Genomic DNA, 17,116 nt, shown 5'->3' with positions numbered 1-17,116 from the left:
TAACCGGATCCGCAACAGCGTGGAACGCCGGCTGCATACGCTGGGCGTATTCGCGGAAATGCGGACTACCCGGCTTGGGTAAGCGGCGCGCAGGCGGGATGCCGAATGACGCGACGGCAACTTGCGCGCCCGGGACGCTTCGCCTATCCTCCACCTGATATCGATCCGGGTTCCCCGACGCGCGACCGCGCGACGGGGTGAAACGGGAAGTCCGGTGAAGTCCGGGGACACGTTCCCCCGACCAGTCCGGCGCAGCCCCCGCTGCTGTAAGCCTGACGGAACCGCCACACGCCACTGAGCCTCGCGCTCGGGAAGGCGGCGGTATCCGGTGGAAGGCGAGCCAGAAGACCGGCCCGATCGATGCGGAAGTCCTGTATCGCGATCCAGCGATGCTCCGACTTCCGGAAGTAGGTTTGTGCCCCGGGGTGTGGGCTTGCCGACTGGTATCCGATCGCGTCCGCCGCGGGCTCTCGCCCGTCCGCCTCGCCTCATCGACCCAGCCACAAGTTGCACTCGATCGCGCCTGTTCGCCGGCGTTGTCGACTGCTGCCATCCCCCGGTGCGTGTTCAATGCACTCGCGGGGAAGCGTCATGCATTCCAATTCCGCGCCGGGAACCGTGTGGTTCGTCGGCGCCGGTCCGGGCGATCCGGACCTGATCACCGTCAAGGGCCGCCGCCTGCTGGAGCAGGCGGGCGGCATCCTGTTCGCCGGCTCGCTCGTCGACCAGGCGGCGACGCTTTACGCGCCCGACGGCTGCACCATTCGCGACTCGAAAGACATGACGCTCGAGGAGATGGGCGCCTGGCTGATCGACGCGGCATCGCGACATGAGACGGTCGTGCGGCTGCAGACCGGCGATCCGGGCCTGTACGGAGCGCTGGTCGAGATGACGCGGCTGCTCGACGCCGCGGGCGTGCCGTGGAAGGTGGTGCCGGGCGTGTCCTCGGCGATGGCCTCGGCCGCCGCGGCGGGCGAGACGCTGACGCTGCCGGAAGTCACGCAGACGGTGATCCTCACGCGCGTCGCGGGCCGCACGCCGATGCCGCCGGGCGAGGAGCTCGACGCGCTCGCCGCGCACCGCACGACGCTGTGCATCTTCCTGTCGATCACGCTGCTGCACGAGGTGCAGGACGCGTTGCGCCGCGCCGGCTGGCCGGAGGACGCGCCCATCCTCGTCGTGCAGAAGGCGAGCTGGCCGGGCGAGGAGAAGATCGTGCGCGGCACGCTCGCCGACATCAAGAAGAAGTGCCAGGCCGAGAAGATCGCCTCGCAGGCGATGATCATCGCGAGCCCCGCGCTGGGCGCGCGCGACTGGCCCGAGATCGCCCGTTCAAAACTCTACGACCCGGCTTTCAGCCACCGCTTCCGCCGGGCCACCGTCACGGAAGACGCATCATGAAAGACACGACGATCCTGCTGGTCGGCCACGGCTCGCGCAACCGCGCGGGCAACGACGAGATCGAACGCTTCGCCGCCGAGTGGCGCGCGCGCCGACCCGAGTGGCGCATCGAGGCCTGCTTCATCGAGTACGCCGACGTGCTGCTCGACGCCGGGCTCGACCGCGCCGCGCAAGGCGCCAGGCGCGTGGTCGTGATCCCCTTCATCCTCAACGCCGCGGGCCACGTGAAGATGGAAATCCCGGCCGCGATCGAGGCCGCGCGCGAACGCTACCCGGAAGTGGCCTTCGACTGCACCCGCCATCTCGGCATGGGGCGGGAGATCTTCGACGTGCTGATGGGGCAGCTCGACCGCCTGATGCACGCGCTGAACATGCCCGATCCCTGCACCACCAGCGTGATCCTGCTCGGGCGCGGCTCGTCGGACGCGGGTGCGAACGGCGAGCTCGCGAAGATGGCGCGCTGGATGTTTGAAGCCACCGACCACGAGCTGGTCGATCTCGCCTTCACCGGCGTGACCTGGCCGCGGCTCGAGACGGCCGTGCAGCGCCAGGTGCGCCTCGGCATGACACAGATCGCGGTGGTGCCGGTGTATCTCTTCACCGGCGTGCTGATCGAGCGCATCGACGCGCAGCTCGCGCGCCTGCGTGCGCAGTATCCGCAGATCGCGTTCGCGCTCGGCACGCATTTCGGCTTCGACAAGGGGATCTTCGAGCTGGTCGAAGCGCGCGCCGCCGACGCGCACAGCGATGAAGAGGCGCTCCTCGAATGCGACGGCTGCAAGTACCGCCTCGCTGCCGAAGCCGAGCACCTGCACGACCATAGCCATACCGCAGGCCACCACGACCACGATCCTCACCACGGCCACAGCCATGAGCACCACGACCACGATCATGGCCACGGCTGCGCCCACAACCCATCTACCAACAATCGGCCGCACGCCGGCTGCGCCCACCACGCCCACGCCTGAAACCATGAACAGCAACGTCGTCACCGAACAGCTCACCGCCGCCGGACGCGCGATCGAGCACGATTCCTTCGCGATCATCGACGCCGAGGTCGGCCGTCACGACTACCGGCCGGAGCAGTGGCCGATCGTGCGTCGCATGATCCACGCGAACGCGGACTTCGAATTCAACGGCCTCACCGACTTCCACGCTGATGCGGTCGCGGCGGGGCTGGAAGCGATCCTCGCCGGCGGCACGCGTGTCGTCGCCGACGTCGAGATGATCTGCGTCGGCCTGTCGGCGTCGCGCCTCGCGCACTTCGGCATCACGACCCACCAGTTCATCTCGGACGCCGACGTGATCGAGCAGGCGAAGGCCGAGGAGACCACGCGCGCCGTGCAGGCGATGCGCAAGGCTCACCGGCAGGGGCTGCTCGACGGCGCGATCGTCGGCATCGGCAACGCGCCGACGGCGTTGATCGAGGTCGTGCGCCTGATCCGCGAGGAAGGCGCGCGCCCGGCGCTGGTGATCGGCATGCCGGTCGGCTTCGTGTCGGCGGCCGAGTCGAAGGATCTGATGGCAGAAGTCGCGGACGTGCCGTGGATCGTGATCCGCGGCCGCAAGGGCGGCTCGACGCTGGTCGTCGCGGCGATCCACGCGCTGCTGGGTCTGGCCGAAGCGCGCCAGCGCGAACAGCAGGCGTCGGCAGCCTGAACCAGCAACCAACGGAGTCGAATGATGGCAGCGGGCCACGCCGTGCCGGAGAAAGTGCGCAAGGGCGACGCGAAGCGCGAGCGCGGCAATCGCTCGGGTTTCACGACCGGTGCGAACTCGGCCGCCGCGGCGACTGCGGCGACACTCGGCCTCGTGCACGGCGAAGTGCCGGCCGAGATCGAATGCGTGCTGCCGAATACGACGCACGTGACTTTCCGCATCACCGACGGGCGCGTCGACGGCGACTGCGCGCACGCGGTGAGCATCAAGGACGCGGGCGACGACCCGGACGCGACCGACAAGGCGCATCTGACCGTCGACGTGCGCCGCATCCGAGACGGCGTCGGTGAGGTGATCCTGAAGGGCGGGCCGGGGGTGGGCGTGGTCACGAAACCGGGCCTCGGGCTCGACGTCGGCGGCCCCGCGATCAACCCGGTGCCGCGCAAGAACATCTGCGAGAACGTCGCGCGCGCCGGTGCCGAAATACTGGCCGCGGGCGACAGCCTGGAGGTGACGATCTCGGTGCCCGGCGGCGAGGAGATGGCGAAGAAGACGCTCAATGCGCGCCTCGGCATCCTCGGCGGGATCAGCATCCTCGGCACGACCGGCATCGTGCGCCCGTTCTCCACCGCTGCCTGGCGGGCGAGCGTGGTGCAGGCGATCGAAGTCGCCGCAGCCCAGGGCCAGACAACCGTGGTGCTGACCACCGGCGGGCGTACCGAGAAAGGCGCGATGCGCGTGTTCCCCGAACTCGACGAAGCCTGTTTCGTCGAGTTCGGCGACTTCGTCAAGGCCGCCTTCACCACCGCGGTAAAGCTGGGCATGCGCCACATCGTGCTCGGTGCGATGGTCGGCAAGCTGACCAAGATCGCGCAGGGCCTGTCGGTGACGCACGCGTGGCGCGCGGAGATCGACCGCACGTTGATCGCCGACGCCGCCATCGAAGCGGGCGCGCCGGAGGAGATCGTGGAGCAGATCCGCGCCGCCGAGACCGCGCGCTTCGCCGCCGAAAGCCTCGCCGAACTGGGGCTCACCGTGCCCTTCCACCGCGCGCTCGCACTGCGCGCGATCCGTACCCTGCGCGAACGCTATCCCGGCCCGCACCGCCTGACCGTGCTCGCATTCAACTTCGAAGGCGCGCCCATCGTTACCGTGGAGGAATCCGAATGCCAGACCATCGCTGCCTGATCCTGGGCATCCTCGACGACGGCTGGGAGGGGCTTTCCGCCACCGGCCGCGCGCGCCTCGCCGCGAGCCGCGTCGTGATCGGCGCGCGCCGCACGCTGGATCTCGTCGCACCGCATCTGGGCAGCGACGTCGAGTTGCGCGACATGGATGGCGCGCTCGGCAGGACGCCCGAATGGGTGCGCGCAGCGCTCGCCGATCACCTGCCGGTGACCGTGCTCGCGACCGGCGACCCGCTGTGCCACGGCATCGGACGCTTCCTGATCGACAGGATCGGTGCGGCGAGCGTGGAGGTGCTTCCCGCGCCGTCGACGATCGCGATCGCGTGCGCGCGCCTGAACAAGACCTGGCAGGACGCGGCGATCCGCTCCTGCCACGGCGCGGACGCCGGGGAGTGGTGCGACGGTGCGACGCCGGAGCACGGGCTGTACCCCGTCGTGCGCGCGGTCGCCGAGCACGGTCGGGTCGTCAGCTTCACCAGCCCCGCAAACAGCCCCGACCGCGTCGCGCGCGCCTTGCTCGCGGCGGGCTATGGCGAGGACGTGCGCATCTCGGTCGCCGCACGCCTGTGCCTGCCCGACGAGACGATCTTCGCCGACCTCACGCTCGCGGAGGCTGCGGCGCGCCGCTTCCCCGATCCCAACATCATCGTCATCGACCGTGTCGCAACGCCCTCGCAGCGCGCCGTGTTCGGCTTCGAGGACGGCGACTTCGTGCAGCGCCAGCCCGAGAAGGGCCTGATCACCAAGCTCGAAGCGCGCGCCGTGTCGCTCGCGAAGCTCGGCCTGCGCGCCGACAGCCTCGTCTGGGACATCGGTGCCGGCTCGGGCTCGGTCGGGCTGGAGGCCTCGCGCATCGCGCGCCTCGGCCACGTCTGGGCAATCGAGAAGAACACCGGCGATGCGGCCAACGCACGCGAGAACGCCCGCCGCCTGCAGGCGACGAACTACACGCTCGTCGAGGGCAAGGCGCCCGACGGCCTCGACGCCTGGCCCGATCCGGATGCGGTCTTCATCGGCGGTTCGGGCGGCGAACTCGCGGGCCTGATCGAGCTGATTCTCGCGCGTCTGAGACCCGCCGGGCGGCTGGTGATGAACTTCGTCACGATCGAGAACCTCGCCACCGCGACCGCCGCGCTCGCTGCCGCCGGTGCCGCATGGGACGTGACGATGCTGTCGGCCGCGCGCAGCCAGCCCATCCTCGACATGCACCGCCTCGCGGCGCAGAACCCGGTGTGGATCGTGACCGCGCACAAGAACACTCCCCAAGCAGAGAACAACAATGAATGACGCTCTCCCCACGCCCCGCTACGGCCGCCTGATCGGCGTGTCGCTCGGCCCCGGCGATCCCGACCTGATCACGCGCCGCGGCTGGACCGCGCTGCAGTCGGACGCACGCTGGACCTATCCGGTGAAGAAGGCCGAGGAACGCTCCTACGCGCTCGACATCGTCGTGCGCGCCGGCCTAGCCGTGCCGGCCGACGCGGTCGAACTGGTGTTCCCGATGACGCGCGACGCCGTGGCGCTCGCGAAAGCCTGGGCGCGCGCCGCGGCCCGCACCGCCGAACTCCTCGCCGAAGGGCGCGACATTGCCTTCCTCGTCGAGGGCGACGCGTCGACCTACTCGACTTTCCGCCACCTCGCCCGTGCCGTGCGCGAGCTCGCGCCCGAAGTCGAAGTCGAGACCATCCCCGGCGTGAGCTCCTTCGCCGCCGCAGCCGCCTGCGCCGACATCGCGCTCGCCGAGGAGGACGAAACGGTCGCGGTGATCCCGGCGGCCTACGGCGTGTCGGTGATCGACCACCTCCTCGACGAGTTCGACACGCTGGTGCTGATGAAGGTGAAGCCGCTCCTCGACGAGGTGCTCGATCTCCTCGAAGCGCGCGACCTCGTCGCGACGAGTTGCTTCGTCGAGAAGGTCGGTTCGCCCGAGGAGCGCGTCGTCAAGGACGTCGCGAGCCTGCGCGGCGAGAAGGTCAATTACCTGTCGCTGCTGCTGGTGCAGAACCCCAAGCGCGCGCGCGGCGAGCTGCGTCGAGGCTGCCGCAAGCGCGCGGCGGCCACCGAAAGCACAGAGGCCACCGCATGAGCGCGCAACTCCCCTTCCCGAACGAACGCGTCGCGGTCGTCTCGATCACCAAGCACGGCATCGCGCTCGCCGGCCGCGTCGTCGCGGCGGTCCCCGGTGCCCGCCTCTTCGCGCCGGAGAAATTCCGCGCCGAAGCCGAAGCCGCCGCGCCCGGCGCCGCCGCCTGCTACACCGGCAAGACCGGCGACCAGATCCCGGCGCTCTTCGCGGGCTTCGACGGCATCGTCGCGATCGTCTCGCTCGGCGCCGTCGTGCGCCTGATCGCGCCGCACCTGAAGGCCAAGGAGCAGGACCCCGGCATCGTCGTGCTCGATGAGGGCGCCCGCTACGCGATCCCGATGCTGTCCGGCCACCTCGGCGGCGCGAACGCGCTCGCGGGCGTGCTCGCCGCGGCGCTCGGCGCGCAGTCGGTGCTCACGACCGCGTCCGACGCGCGCGAGACGCTCGCCGTCGATCTCCTCGGCCGCGAACTGGGCTGGACTTTCGACGCGAGCCACGACGAGATCGTGCGCGCGAGCGCCGCGGTCGTGAACGACGAGCCCGTCGCGCTCGTGCAAGAAGCCGGCAGCGGCGACTGGTGGGCGCGTCACGCGAACGGACGCAGTGGTCCGCTGCCCGCGAACCTCAAGCGCTTCGAGCGCCTCGAGGACGTCGATCCGGACCAGTTCGGCGCCGTGCTGTGGATCAGCCAACGCGATCTGCCCGCCGGCTGGAGCGAACGTCTCGCCGGCCGCCGCGTGATCTACCGCCCGCCGCTGGAGGCCGCGTGACGGCCTCCGTCGGTCCCGTCGCCCTCGGCCTCGGCTGCGATCGCGGCACGCCCGCGGAGACGATCGCGCGCGCGATCGACGAGGCCCTCGCCCAGGCGGGCGCGAGCCTCGCCGACGTGTGTGCGGTCGCGAGCATCGATCTCAAGGCCGATGAAACCGGATTGCTCGACGTCGCCTCGCAGCGCGGCTGGACCATCGCCTTCCACCCCGCGGCGACGCTCGCGGCCGTGCCCGTGCCGAACCCCTCCGAGACGGTGCGCCGCTACACCGGCACGCCGTCGGTGTCGGAAGCCGCAGCCCTGATCGCGGCCGGCACGGACCTCACGCAACTCGTCGTCGAAAAACACAAGCTGCGCGGCCCGGACGGCCGCAACGCAACGGTGTCGGTCGCCCGCATGCCGGCATCCCACTGAGTTTCACACCCTGTCACACCATCAAAAAAGGAGAACCACCATGCAACAGCAAGCCACCCTGCAAATCGCCCGCCCGAAGAGCGCCCTGCTGGCAATCGCGATGCCCGTCGTCACCGCCGTGTTGCTCGGCGCCGTGATCGTCTACGGTGTGGGCTTCAGCCACATCGCCGCGGCCCACAACGCCGCGCACGACACGCGTCACTCCAACGTCTTCCCCTGCCACTGAGCCCGGAGCCGGACATGCTGTTCCGCCGTATCGTCCTCTGCGCCCTGCTGGTCGGGGCGCTCGCCGGCCTGCTCGTGAGTGCCGTTCAGCACTGGCAGGTCATCCCGATCATCGCCGCCGCGGAAGTGTTCGAAGGCTCGGCCGAAGCTCCTGAAGCCGCCGAACCCGCTGCCGCGATGGCTCATGACCACGACGACGCCCATGGCGCCGCCCACGTCCATGAGGAAGCAGCCTGGGAGCCCGCAGACGGCACCGAACGGCATGTCTGGACCGCGATTGCCAACGTGATGACCGCGATCGGCTTCAGCCTCGTGCTGATCGCCGCGATCACGACCTGGGAACACCTGCGCGGCCGCCGCGTCGCCTCGGCACGCACCGGCCTCGTGTGGGGCGCCGCCGCCTGGCTGTGCGTCTTCGCTGCGCCCTCGCTGGGCCTGCCGCCCGAGATCCCCGGCACCGCCGCTGCAGCGCTGGAAGCGCGCCAGACCTGGTGGCTCATCGCCGTCCTCTGCTCCGCGACCGGCCTCAGCGTCCTCGCCTTCGTCCCCGGCCGCCTGCGCTGGCTCGGGATCGCCCTGCTGGCCCTGCCCTACGCGCTCGGCGCACCGCACATCGACGGTGCCTTCGCCGCCTACAGCGACGAAGTGGCACGCCGGATGGAAGTTCTGACCGGCCAGTTCGCCATCGCCACCGCAATCTCCAGCGCGATCGAATGGCTTGCCCTTGGCAGCCTCGCCGGCTGGGCGGTCGCCCGCTGGGTGCGCCCGGCGCTCGCGACGCTGGGAGCCGCGGCCACCGCCCGCGCGTAGGGCGGAAGAGCGAAGCGTCTTCCGCCGCATGGATAGTCATCGACGACACATGCGGCGGATAAGGCTCTTGCACCACATTTGACACGCGACCGTCGGCCACCCGGCGGAAAACGGCGGGATTTCATCCCGCCCTACGCCCTCAACAAAGAGAGAACACCATGAGCACAGGCAAGATCATGCTGGTCGGCCTCGGGCCCGGCAGCGTCGAGCACATGAGCGGGCGGGCGCGCGCCGCCATCGCCGAGGCCGACACCATCATCGGCTACGTCACCTACATCCGCCTCGTCGCCGACCTCGTCGAGGGCAAGGAAGTCGTCAAGAAGTCGATGACCGAAGAGCTCGACCGCGCGATCGAAGCGCTTGACCGCGCCCGGCAGGGCAAGAAAGTCGCGCTGATCTCGTCGGGCGACGCCGGCGTCTACGGCATGGCCGGTCCGACCTTCGAAGTGCTGTTCCAGGCCGGCTGGACGCCCGACTCGGAGATCGAAGTCGAGATCGTCCCCGGCGCCTCCGCCTTGAACACCTGCGCGGCCCTGGTCGGCGCCCCGCTGACGCACGATTTCTGCGCGATCTCGCTGTCCGACCTGCTGACGCCGTGGCCGGTCATCGCGCGCCGCCTCAACGCCGCCGCCGCCGCAGACTTCGTCGTCGCGCTCTACAACCCGAAAAGCGGCCGCCGCGCGCGCCAGATCGTCGAAGCGCAGCGCCTCTTCCTCGCGCACCGCCGCGCCGACACCCCGGTCGCGATCGTGAAGTCCGCCTACCGGCCCAAGCAGCGCATCGAGTTCACGACCCTCGACAGGATGACCGAGTGCGACATCGGCATGTTGAGCACCGTGCTGATCGGCAACTCCAACACTTTCGTGCGCGACGGCCTGATGGTCACGCCACGCGGCTACGCGAACAAGTACGACGTCGAGTCGGGCACCACCCGTGACGGCGAGAAGGCCGGCCGCTCACTGTCGACCGGCCTCAACGGCTGGCTCGAAAGCCTGCGCGAAAGCGGCGAGAGCGCCGAGGAGCTCGCCCGCCACCACGGTCTGCCGGTCGACTACATCACCGCTGCGCTCGCCGACGTGGTCGTCGAAGACGACACCGCCGACGAAGGGGAAGCGCTCGCATGAGCCCCCCCGGGGATGTCGCACGGCGACACGAGGGTAGTCCGGCGCGCGACGCCGCAAAGCCGAAACTCGGCAGCTACCGCCGCCACCTGCTGGTGTGCACCGGGCCGCGCTGCACGCAGAACGGCGAATCGCAGGCGCTGTTCGACAGCCTCGGCGACACCTTCAAGGCTGCCGGCCTCGACCAGGGCGAGCTGCGCGTCAAGCGCACGCGCGTGTCCTGCTTCGCCGCGTGCAAGGGAGGCCCGGTCGTGTGCGTGCAGCCCGACGGCGTGTGGTACTACAACGCAACGCCCGACAACATGCGGCGCATCGTCGATCAGCACCTCGTCGGCGGCGAGCCGGTCGAGGACCTGATCTTCCACCGCGGCCCGGGCCTGGCCACGAACGGCGGGGAGGGTGCACCGACCGGCGGTTGACGAGTTTTTCACCCCATTTTCCAGCAGGTGCCCGCCAGAACGGCGGGTGAAACGGGAACAGGGTGCGCCGGCAGAATTCCCCGCCGGCCATGCCCTGGCTGCCCCCGCAACGGTAGGCGAGTGCGGGCGGATCACGGGCCATCTCCCCGATGGCCCATCCACTGTGTCGAAAGCGTGCAGCCCACGAGGCCTAGCGCACGGCATGGGAAGGCGATCCGTCAAGACTCGCGAGCCCGGAGACCGGCCCGCTGGTATTCGACCCCCGTCGCGCAATTCCGCGCGCGGGGATCAACCATGCGACCGGCCGCGGGGATGCGGACGGAGCAAGGCCAGCGCGACCCACCGCCGACCGCCTGACCGTGGAAGGTTGTCGCCCCCGCTCCGCGAGGACGCCGCGCCCCTGCTTCGCCTGCCCGTCCGGTCGCATCACGACTGGAGTCATTGCATGCAGAAGCACCGTAGTTCCCTCGTTTGCGGTTCCCCGTTCGCTCTTCGCCCGCTCGCCGCGAGCCTCGTGCTGGCCCTGTCCGGCGGCGGCGTGCAGGCCAACGACAAGGTGTTGACGGCAGTTCAGGTGTCGGCGCGCACCGAGCCCGAAGCCGGCCTCGATCTCGACCGCCCCGGCGCCACCGGCTCGCGCCTCGGCCTGAGCCTGCGCGAGACGCCTGCGAGCGTCGACGCGCTCGACGTCGAGACGCTGCGCACACGGGGCGACCGCAGCGTCGCCGAAGCCGCGACGCGGGCCGTCGGCCTGAGCTTCATCGGCACGCCCGGCAGCGGCCAGTCCTATTCGAGCCGCGGCTTCACCGGCAACAATTCCGTCGCACAGGCGGAGAACGGCGTCCGCCTCGCGACCGGCGCCGGCACCCAGACCTATCCGTCCGACACCTGGGGCTACGAGCGCATCGAAATCCTGCGCGGCCCCGCCTCAGTCCTTTTCGGCGACGGCGCCGTCGGCGGCATCATCAACCTGATCCGCAAGGCGCCGGCGCGCGAACGCAGTCTCGACACGAGCCTCACCGGCGGTAGCCGCGGCGAGTACCACGTGGGCATCGGCGGCAGCACCCCCCTGGGCGAGGCCGCTGCGCTGCGCGTCGACGCAGCCGTCGCGGGCGGCGACGGCTACATACACCGCGGCGATCACGACAGCCGCAAGCTGATGAGCACGCTGCACCTTGCGCCACGCGAAGACCTGCAGATCGACATCAGCGCCGACCTCTCGCGCGAGAACCCGACGGCCTACTTCGGCACCCCGCTGCGCGACGGGCGCATCGCCCGCAATCGGCGCCGCGAGAACTACAACATCGACGATCCGCGCTACGCGCTCGACGACGACCGGCTGCGCGCCCGCGTCGAATGGCAGGCGGGCGGCGGCTGGACGCTGCGCAACGAGACCTATCGCTTCGCCGCCGACCGCCACTGGCGCAACGTCGAGCAATACGCGCTCGACAGCGCCGCCGACGCGGTCACTCGCACCGGTTATCTCGAAATCCTCCTTCGCCTCGAACAAGCGGGCAACCGGCTCGAACTCGCGCACGACGGCACCCTCGGCGGCATGCGCAACCGCTTCCACGTCGGCGGGGAATTCATGCAGGTCGACTTCCGCCACACCAACAACTCGCCCTACCGCGGGAAGTCCGTCGTGCCGGCGAAGGACTTCGAACCGGGCCGCTTCGACAGCCCCGATCCGACCCGTCCGAAGTTCGACACCGAGACGCGGCAGCAGGCCGTGTTCGTCGAGGATGCGCTGCGCGTCGGCGAGACGCTGACCCTGGTGGCAGGCCTGCGCCACGACCGCATCGCCGTCGCGCGCGACGAACTCGTGTCCGGCCAGGATTTCGACAAGCGCTTCAATGCCAACGCCGTGCGCCTCGGCGCGGTCCATGCGCTAACGCCGGCAACGAGCGTGTACGCGCAGGCGAGTACTGGCTCGGATCCCGTCACCAGCGTCGTGTCGCTGAACCTCGCCAACCGCAACTTCGACCTGACCCGCGCGCGCCAGACGGAAGTCGGCGTGAAGCAATCGCTCGACGCGCTGCACGGCGAATGGACGGCAGCGGCCTTCCACATCCGCAAGGACGACATCGTGACGCGCGATCCGTCGAACCCGGGCATCAGCGTCCAGGGCGGCACCCAGTCCTCGCGCGGCATCGAAATCGCCGCGAGCATCGAGCCCTTGCGCGCGTGGCGCATCGACGCAAACGCGACGGTCCTCGATGCACGCTTCGACGAACTGGTCGAGGCCGGCGGCGCCTCGCGCGCCGGCAACACGCCCGCGAACGTCCCCGAACGCCTCGCGAACCTGTGGGTGAGCCACGTCGGCGCGGGCTGGGAGGCCGGCATCGGCGCACGCTACGTCGGCCGGCGCTACGGCAACAACGCCAACACCCTCCGGCTCGACGCCTACACGCTGCTCGACGCCACGCTGAGCTGGCGCCTCGACCCGCGCACGACACTGCGCCTGAACCTGCGCAACCTCACCGACAAGCTCTACGCGACGGCGGCCTACGGCAGCACCCAGGTGCTGCTCGGCGCGCCGCGCAGCGCGGAGCTGACCGCCGACCTGCGCTTCTGAGGTCCGCCGTGCGCCTGCCCCGCCTGCTCCACCTCGCGCACCGCTGGCTGGGCATTGCGCTCGGCCTGCAGATCCTCCTGTGGTTCGTGTCCGGCGTCGTGATGCTCTACCTGCCCTTTCCCGAGCTCACCGCGGCCGAGCGGCTGCAACACCGGCGCCCGATCCCGGCCGCTTCCGTCGGCGTGCCGCCGTGGCAGGCGTGGTCGGCGCTCGGCCTGAATGGCAGCCCGGACGAGCTGCGCCTCAGCGCGGCGCCGCAGCGTCCGGCCTACCATTTCCTCACCGATGGCCGTTGGCAAAGCGTCTGGGCCGACAGCGGCGAGCCGCGCGCGCCGCTGTCGGCTACCGAAGCCGAGGCGGCCGCCCGTGCGTTCGCCGCGGGGCCGGTCGGCGCGGCGACCCTGCTGACACAGGACCAATGGTCCGTCGGACGCAGCCTCGACCCCTACCGCCCGCTCTATCGCGTAGCGGTCGGGGACGCGGCCGCCACCGAGCTTTACGTGTCGGCCCGCACCGGCGAAGTGGTACGCGACACGACAGCGGTCGAGCGATTCTGGAACTGGCCGGGCAGCATCGTGCATTGGATCTATTTCAGCCCCCTCCGCATGCACGCCGAACTGTGGCGCCAGGTGGTGCTGTGGCTGACCGCAGCCGCCGGCCTGCTCGTGCTCACCGGCACCTGGCTCGGCGTGCAGCGCCTGCGCCTGCGCCGGCGCTATCCCGGCGGACGCACGACGCCCTACCTGGGGTGGAAGCGCTGGCACCACCTCGGCGGACTCGCGGCCGCACTGTGCACGCTCACCTGGCTGCTGAGCGGATGGCTCTCGCTCGCGCCCTTCGGCTGGGCGAAAGGTAGCGCACCCAGCCGCGCGGATCATCTCGCGCTCGCCGACGGCCCGCTGCAACGCGAGGAACTCGCGACACTGCCGGGCCCGCTGATCGCGCGGCACGCGGACGTGCGCGAAGCGCTGTGGCAGCGCTTCGACGGCCGCGCGCTGCTTCTGCTGCACCGGCCGGACCATCTCCTGCGGCAGCCGCTCGACGGCGGCGCGGCCGAAACCGGCCCGATTCCCGTCGCGACGATGCTCGCCGCCGCCCGGCGCCTGCGCCGCGACGACCGCATCCACGACGCCGAGCGCCTCGACGAGGGCGACCGCTACTACTACGGGCAGCATCGCAATCTGCCCTTTCCGGTGCTGCGCGTACGCTTCGACGACGCGACGAGCAACGTCTTCTACCTCGACCTCGCCACAGGGCGCATCGCCGCGCGCCTCGACGACGACGGCCGGCGTCGCCGCTGGCTCTTCAACGCCCTCCATCGCCTCGACTTTCCCCCGCTCGACGCGTCCCGCGCCTTGCGCTACGCTCTTGTCATCGCCCTGTCCGCGCTCGGCGCCGCACTCGGCGCCAGCGGTTGCGTGCTGTCGTGGCGCCGAGTGCGGCGCCACCGTGGAAGCGCAGGCGGCACTCGCAATACGCGCGAATGCGCCAACCATGAGCCATCCATACGCATGCGTATGGATACGCGTATAATCGCGCCCGAATCGATACATAGATAGTCGAAGCCAGGGAGAGGAAGGACATGAGCGTACAGACCCAATACCAGCAAAAGAGGATGAGCGCCGCGAACGCCGCGGGGCTCGTGCAATCCGGCGACACCGTCGTCGTACCGACCGGCGTAGGCGAGCCGCCCGCGCTGCTCGAAGCACTGTCCGCACGGCGCCACAGCCTGGAGGGCGTCGTCGTCAGCCAGATCCTGCCGCTGCGCAAGTACGGCTACTTCGACCCCGAGACGGTCGCGAACGTGCGCCACAGCGCCTACTTCTTCGGCGGCGCCTCGCGCCCGGGCGGACAGGCCGGCTGGGTGGACTTCATGCCCAACTACTTCTCCGAGATCCCGCAGCTCATCGACCGCGGCCTGACGCCCGCCGACGTCGTTTTCTCGATGGCCTCGCCGATGGACGAGCACGGCTTCTTCGCGCTCTCGCTCGGCCCGGACTACACGATGGCCGCCGTGAAGAAGGCGCGCGCGGTGGTCCTCGAAGTGAATCCGAACGTCCCCTTCGCGTACGGCGACTGCCACGTGCACGTCTCACAGGTCGCCGCGCTGGTCGAGAGCGACGCACCGCTGTTCGAAGTCGGCCTGCCCAAGATCGGCCCGGTGCAGGAAGCGATCGGCAAATACGTCGCCGACCTCATCGACGACGGCGCGACGCTACAGATCGGCTACGGCGGCATCCCCGACGCCGTGGTGATGCAGCTCAAGCACAAGCACGACCTCGGCATCCACACCGAGATGATCGGCGACGGCATCCTGTCGCTGATCGAATCGGGCGCAGTGACCAACCGCCGCAAGACGCTCAAGCCCGGCAAGATGCTCGCGACCTTCGCGCTAGGCTCGAACAAGCTCTACCAGCACATGCACCGCAACCCGACGCTCGAGATGCATCCGGTCGACGTCACCAACGATCCGTATTACGCCGCGCAGAACGACAACCTCGTCGCCATCAACGCGACCATGCAGGTCGACTTCCTCGGCCAGTGCGGCTCGGAAAGCCTCGGCCCCTCGCCCTACTCCGGCACCGGCGGCCAGGTCGACTTCGTACGCGCCGCGAACCGCTCGAAGGGCGGCAAGGCCTTCATCGTGCTTCCCTCGACGGCCAAGGACGACACCATCTCGCGCATCGTCCCGACGCTCACGCCGGGGACGCATGTGACGACGAGCAAGAACGACATCAACTACGTCGTCACCGAATTCGGCGTCGCCCAGCTGCGCGGCAAGACCGCCAAGCAGCGCTGCGAGGCCCTGATCGGCATCGCGCATCCGGACTTCCGCGGCGAACTGCGCGAGCAGGCGAAGCGGATGAACCTTATGTAATCGGCGGATGCTGGGCGGGAGGAGCGTAGCGCGTCCCGCCACTCCGCCGGTCCGGACCTTCCCCACGGCCGCACGGCGGGATACGCCTTCGGCTCCTTCCGCCCTGCGGTTCGGCGGCACGCCAACCATGTCGGCCGCGAATGCCGCAAAATATCTCCCTGTTACCCGGCAGCAAAATGCCGTTCGAACCGCGCTCATCAAACCGCGGCCCTTCGACCGGCGCCGAGCGACCGCCGCCTCGAGACCGACAAGACGGAAACCCCATGCACGCCCACCGCTACCTCGACGACTTCACCCCCGGCGAACGCTTCAACACCGCCGGCATCACGCTCACCGAAGGCCAGATCATCGACTTCGCGATGGTGTATGACCCCCAGCCCTTCCACCTCGACACCAACGCCGCGGCGCAGTCCCCTTACGGCGGCCTCATCGCCAGCGGCTTCCAGACCGTCGCCCTGACCTTCCGCCTCTTCATCCAGACCGGCATCATCGCCGACTCCAGCATCGGTTCGCCCGGCATCGACGAACTGCGCTGGCTCGCCCCCGTGCGCCCCGGCGACACCCTGCACGCCGAACTCGAAGTGCTCGAAGTGCGCCCCTCGCGCTCCAAGCCCGACCGCGGCATCGTCCGCATGCTGTACAAGACCATCAACCAGCACGGCGACACCGTCGCGTCCTACATCGGCAACCACCTGCTCAAGCGCGCCCCCCAACTCGCAGAGTGAACTGGCGGCGAACGCCGCGCCGCCCTTGCACCTCCTGTTCTTCCGAGGCACCCGGTTTGCCGATGCCGCCAATCAGTTCCCCGGCCACGCCGACGTCCACGCGCACACCGAGCGATTCGGTATGGCGCACCACAGCCGCAACGGCCGCATGGGCGGCTTGCCAGGACACAGTGGCAGGACTGCGACTTTCGTCGACGACTCTCCCGGAAGCGATATGCGACATCGGGCTCAAGGTAATTCCGCGCAATTTCGCCCTCAACATATAATCTCGATTTTTTTCAGCTGCGCGGATGAAGCGCGTCGGCTAGAATTTCCTGACCCCTCCTTGAACTTCCGGTCGCCATGATCGATGTTACTGTTCCCGACACCCGCGAGGCCGACGAACCCAAGACCCTCGTCGAGGCCGCCTACAAGCGGCTGCGGCGCGACATCATCGAAGGCATGCACCCGCCGGGCGAGAAGCTGCGCGTCGAGCACCTGAAGGAGCAGTACGACGTCGGCGCCGGCACGCTGCGCGAGGCGCTGCTGCTGCTCGTCACCGACGCGCTGGTGGTCGGCCAGGGGCAGCGCGGCTTCCGCGTCGCGCCGATCTCGCTGGCCGACTTCGAGGACATCACGCGCACCCGCGTGCTGCTCGAAACCGAGGCGTTGCGGCAGGCGATCGCGCGCGGCAACGAGGAATGGGAAGCCGGCCTGGTCGGCGCCTTCCATCGCCTGTCGCGCGCCGAACAGAAGCTCGCCGAGCACGATCCCGGCGCCACCGAGGACTGGGAGAAGCGCAACCGCGCCTTCCACGAGGCGCTGATCGCCGCCTGCCCGTCGCGCTGGATCCGCCACTTCCAGCACA

17 protein-coding genes and 2 riboswitches are annotated in these 17,116 nt (G+C 69.7%); all 17 genes read left to right on the top strand.

Going from position 1 to position 17,116, the window contains the following annotated elements; genetic code table 11:
• The first annotated feature begins 149 nt into the window (after nt 1-149).
• Nucleotides 150-371: riboswitch (cobalamin riboswitch) on the top strand.
• A gap of 220 nt (nt 372-591) precedes the next feature.
• Nucleotides 592-1,401: a precorrin-4 C(11)-methyltransferase gene (gene cobM, locus F464_RS0100090; protein WP_018987723.1), complete on the top strand. Its 810-nt coding sequence runs from the start codon at nt 592-594 to the stop codon at nt 1,399-1,401.
• Nucleotides 1,398-2,369, top strand: coding sequence for a sirohydrochlorin chelatase (locus F464_RS0100085; protein ID WP_018987722.1), 972 nt, complete (start codon nt 1,398-1,400; stop codon nt 2,367-2,369). Before cobM ends, F464_RS0100085 begins: the two co-directional genes overlap by 4 nt.
• A 4-nt stretch (nt 2,370-2,373) precedes the next feature.
• Nucleotides 2,374-3,060 carry a precorrin-8X methylmutase gene (locus F464_RS0100080; RefSeq protein ID WP_018987721.1) on the top strand — a complete coding sequence of 229 codons (687 nt, stop codon included), beginning with the start codon at nt 2,374-2,376 and terminating at the stop codon, nt 3,058-3,060.
• 24 nt (nt 3,061-3,084) lie between these two features.
• Nucleotides 3,085-4,248: a cobalt-precorrin-5B (C(1))-methyltransferase gene (locus F464_RS0100075; RefSeq protein WP_018987720.1), complete on the top strand. Its 1,164-nt coding sequence runs from the start codon at nt 3,085-3,087 to the stop codon at nt 4,246-4,248.
• Entirely contained in the window at nt 4,227-5,534 is a 1,308-nt protein-coding gene (gene cbiE, locus F464_RS0100070; protein ID WP_018987719.1) for a precorrin-6y C5,15-methyltransferase (decarboxylating) subunit CbiE, read from the top strand. Before F464_RS0100075 ends, cbiE begins: the two co-directional genes overlap by 22 nt.
• A complete protein-coding gene (gene cobI, locus F464_RS0100065) occupies nt 5,527-6,333 on the top strand; it encodes a precorrin-2 C(20)-methyltransferase (protein ID WP_018987718.1) in 807 nt (268 codons plus the stop codon). The genes cbiE and cobI overlap by 8 nt, the downstream gene beginning before the upstream one ends.
• Nucleotides 6,330-7,103, top strand: coding sequence for a cobalamin biosynthesis central domain-containing protein (locus F464_RS0100060; protein WP_018987717.1), 774 nt, complete (start codon nt 6,330-6,332; stop codon nt 7,101-7,103). Before cobI ends, F464_RS0100060 begins: the two co-directional genes overlap by 4 nt.
• A complete protein-coding gene (locus F464_RS30725) occupies nt 7,100-7,516 on the top strand; it encodes a cobalamin biosynthesis protein (RefSeq protein ID WP_018987716.1) in 417 nt (138 codons plus the stop codon). The genes F464_RS0100060 and F464_RS30725 overlap by 4 nt, the downstream gene beginning before the upstream one ends.
• 40 nt (nt 7,517-7,556) lie before the next feature.
• Nucleotides 7,557-7,742, top strand: a complete 186-nt coding sequence (locus F464_RS27655) for a CbtB domain-containing protein (protein ID WP_018987715.1) — start codon at nt 7,557-7,559, stop codon at nt 7,740-7,742.
• A gap of 14 nt (nt 7,743-7,756) precedes the next feature.
• A complete protein-coding gene (locus F464_RS0100045) occupies nt 7,757-8,551 on the top strand; it encodes a CbtA family protein (protein WP_018987714.1) in 795 nt (264 codons plus the stop codon).
• Nucleotides 8,552-8,709: 158 nt separating this feature from the next.
• A complete protein-coding gene (cobJ, locus tag F464_RS27650; RefSeq protein WP_018987713.1) occupies nt 8,710-9,675 on the top strand; it encodes a precorrin-3B C(17)-methyltransferase in 966 nt (321 codons plus the stop codon).
• Nucleotides 9,672-10,091, top strand: a complete 420-nt coding sequence (locus tag F464_RS27645) for a (2Fe-2S) ferredoxin domain-containing protein (RefSeq protein WP_018987712.1) — start codon at nt 9,672-9,674, stop codon at nt 10,089-10,091. Before cobJ ends, F464_RS27645 begins: the two co-directional genes overlap by 4 nt.
• Nucleotides 10,092-10,099: 8 nt before the next feature.
• Nucleotides 10,100-10,354: riboswitch (cobalamin riboswitch) on the top strand.
• 182 nt (nt 10,355-10,536) lie between these two features.
• Entirely contained in the window at nt 10,537-12,666 is a 2,130-nt protein-coding gene (locus F464_RS0100030) for a TonB-dependent receptor (RefSeq protein WP_018987711.1), read from the top strand.
• Between the two features lie 8 nt (nt 12,667-12,674).
• The gene (locus tag F464_RS27640; RefSeq protein WP_018987710.1) at nt 12,675-14,225 is read left to right on the top strand and encodes a PepSY domain-containing protein; all 1,551 of its coding nucleotides are present in this window, start codon (nt 12,675-12,677) and stop codon (nt 14,223-14,225) included.
• A 23-nt stretch (nt 14,226-14,248) separates the two neighbouring features.
• The gene (locus F464_RS0100020) at nt 14,249-15,544 is read left to right on the top strand and encodes an acetyl-CoA hydrolase/transferase family protein (protein WP_026295615.1); all 1,296 of its coding nucleotides are present in this window, start codon (nt 14,249-14,251) and stop codon (nt 15,542-15,544) included.
• 263 nt (nt 15,545-15,807) lie between these two features.
• Nucleotides 15,808-16,269, top strand: coding sequence for a MaoC family dehydratase (locus F464_RS0100015; RefSeq protein ID WP_018987708.1), 462 nt, complete (start codon nt 15,808-15,810; stop codon nt 16,267-16,269).
• Nucleotides 16,270-16,611: 342 nt separating this feature from the next.
• Nucleotides 16,612-17,116 (top strand): GntR family transcriptional regulator (locus F464_RS0100005; RefSeq protein ID WP_018987707.1); only part of this gene is annotated, 505 nt, incomplete at its 3' end.

The organism is Aromatoleum toluclasticum ATCC 700605 (assembly GCF_000378245.1).
Classification (GTDB): domain Bacteria; phylum Pseudomonadota; class Gammaproteobacteria; order Burkholderiales; family Rhodocyclaceae; genus Aromatoleum; species Aromatoleum toluclasticum.
This window is presented reverse-complemented; position numbering and strand designations above follow the sequence as displayed.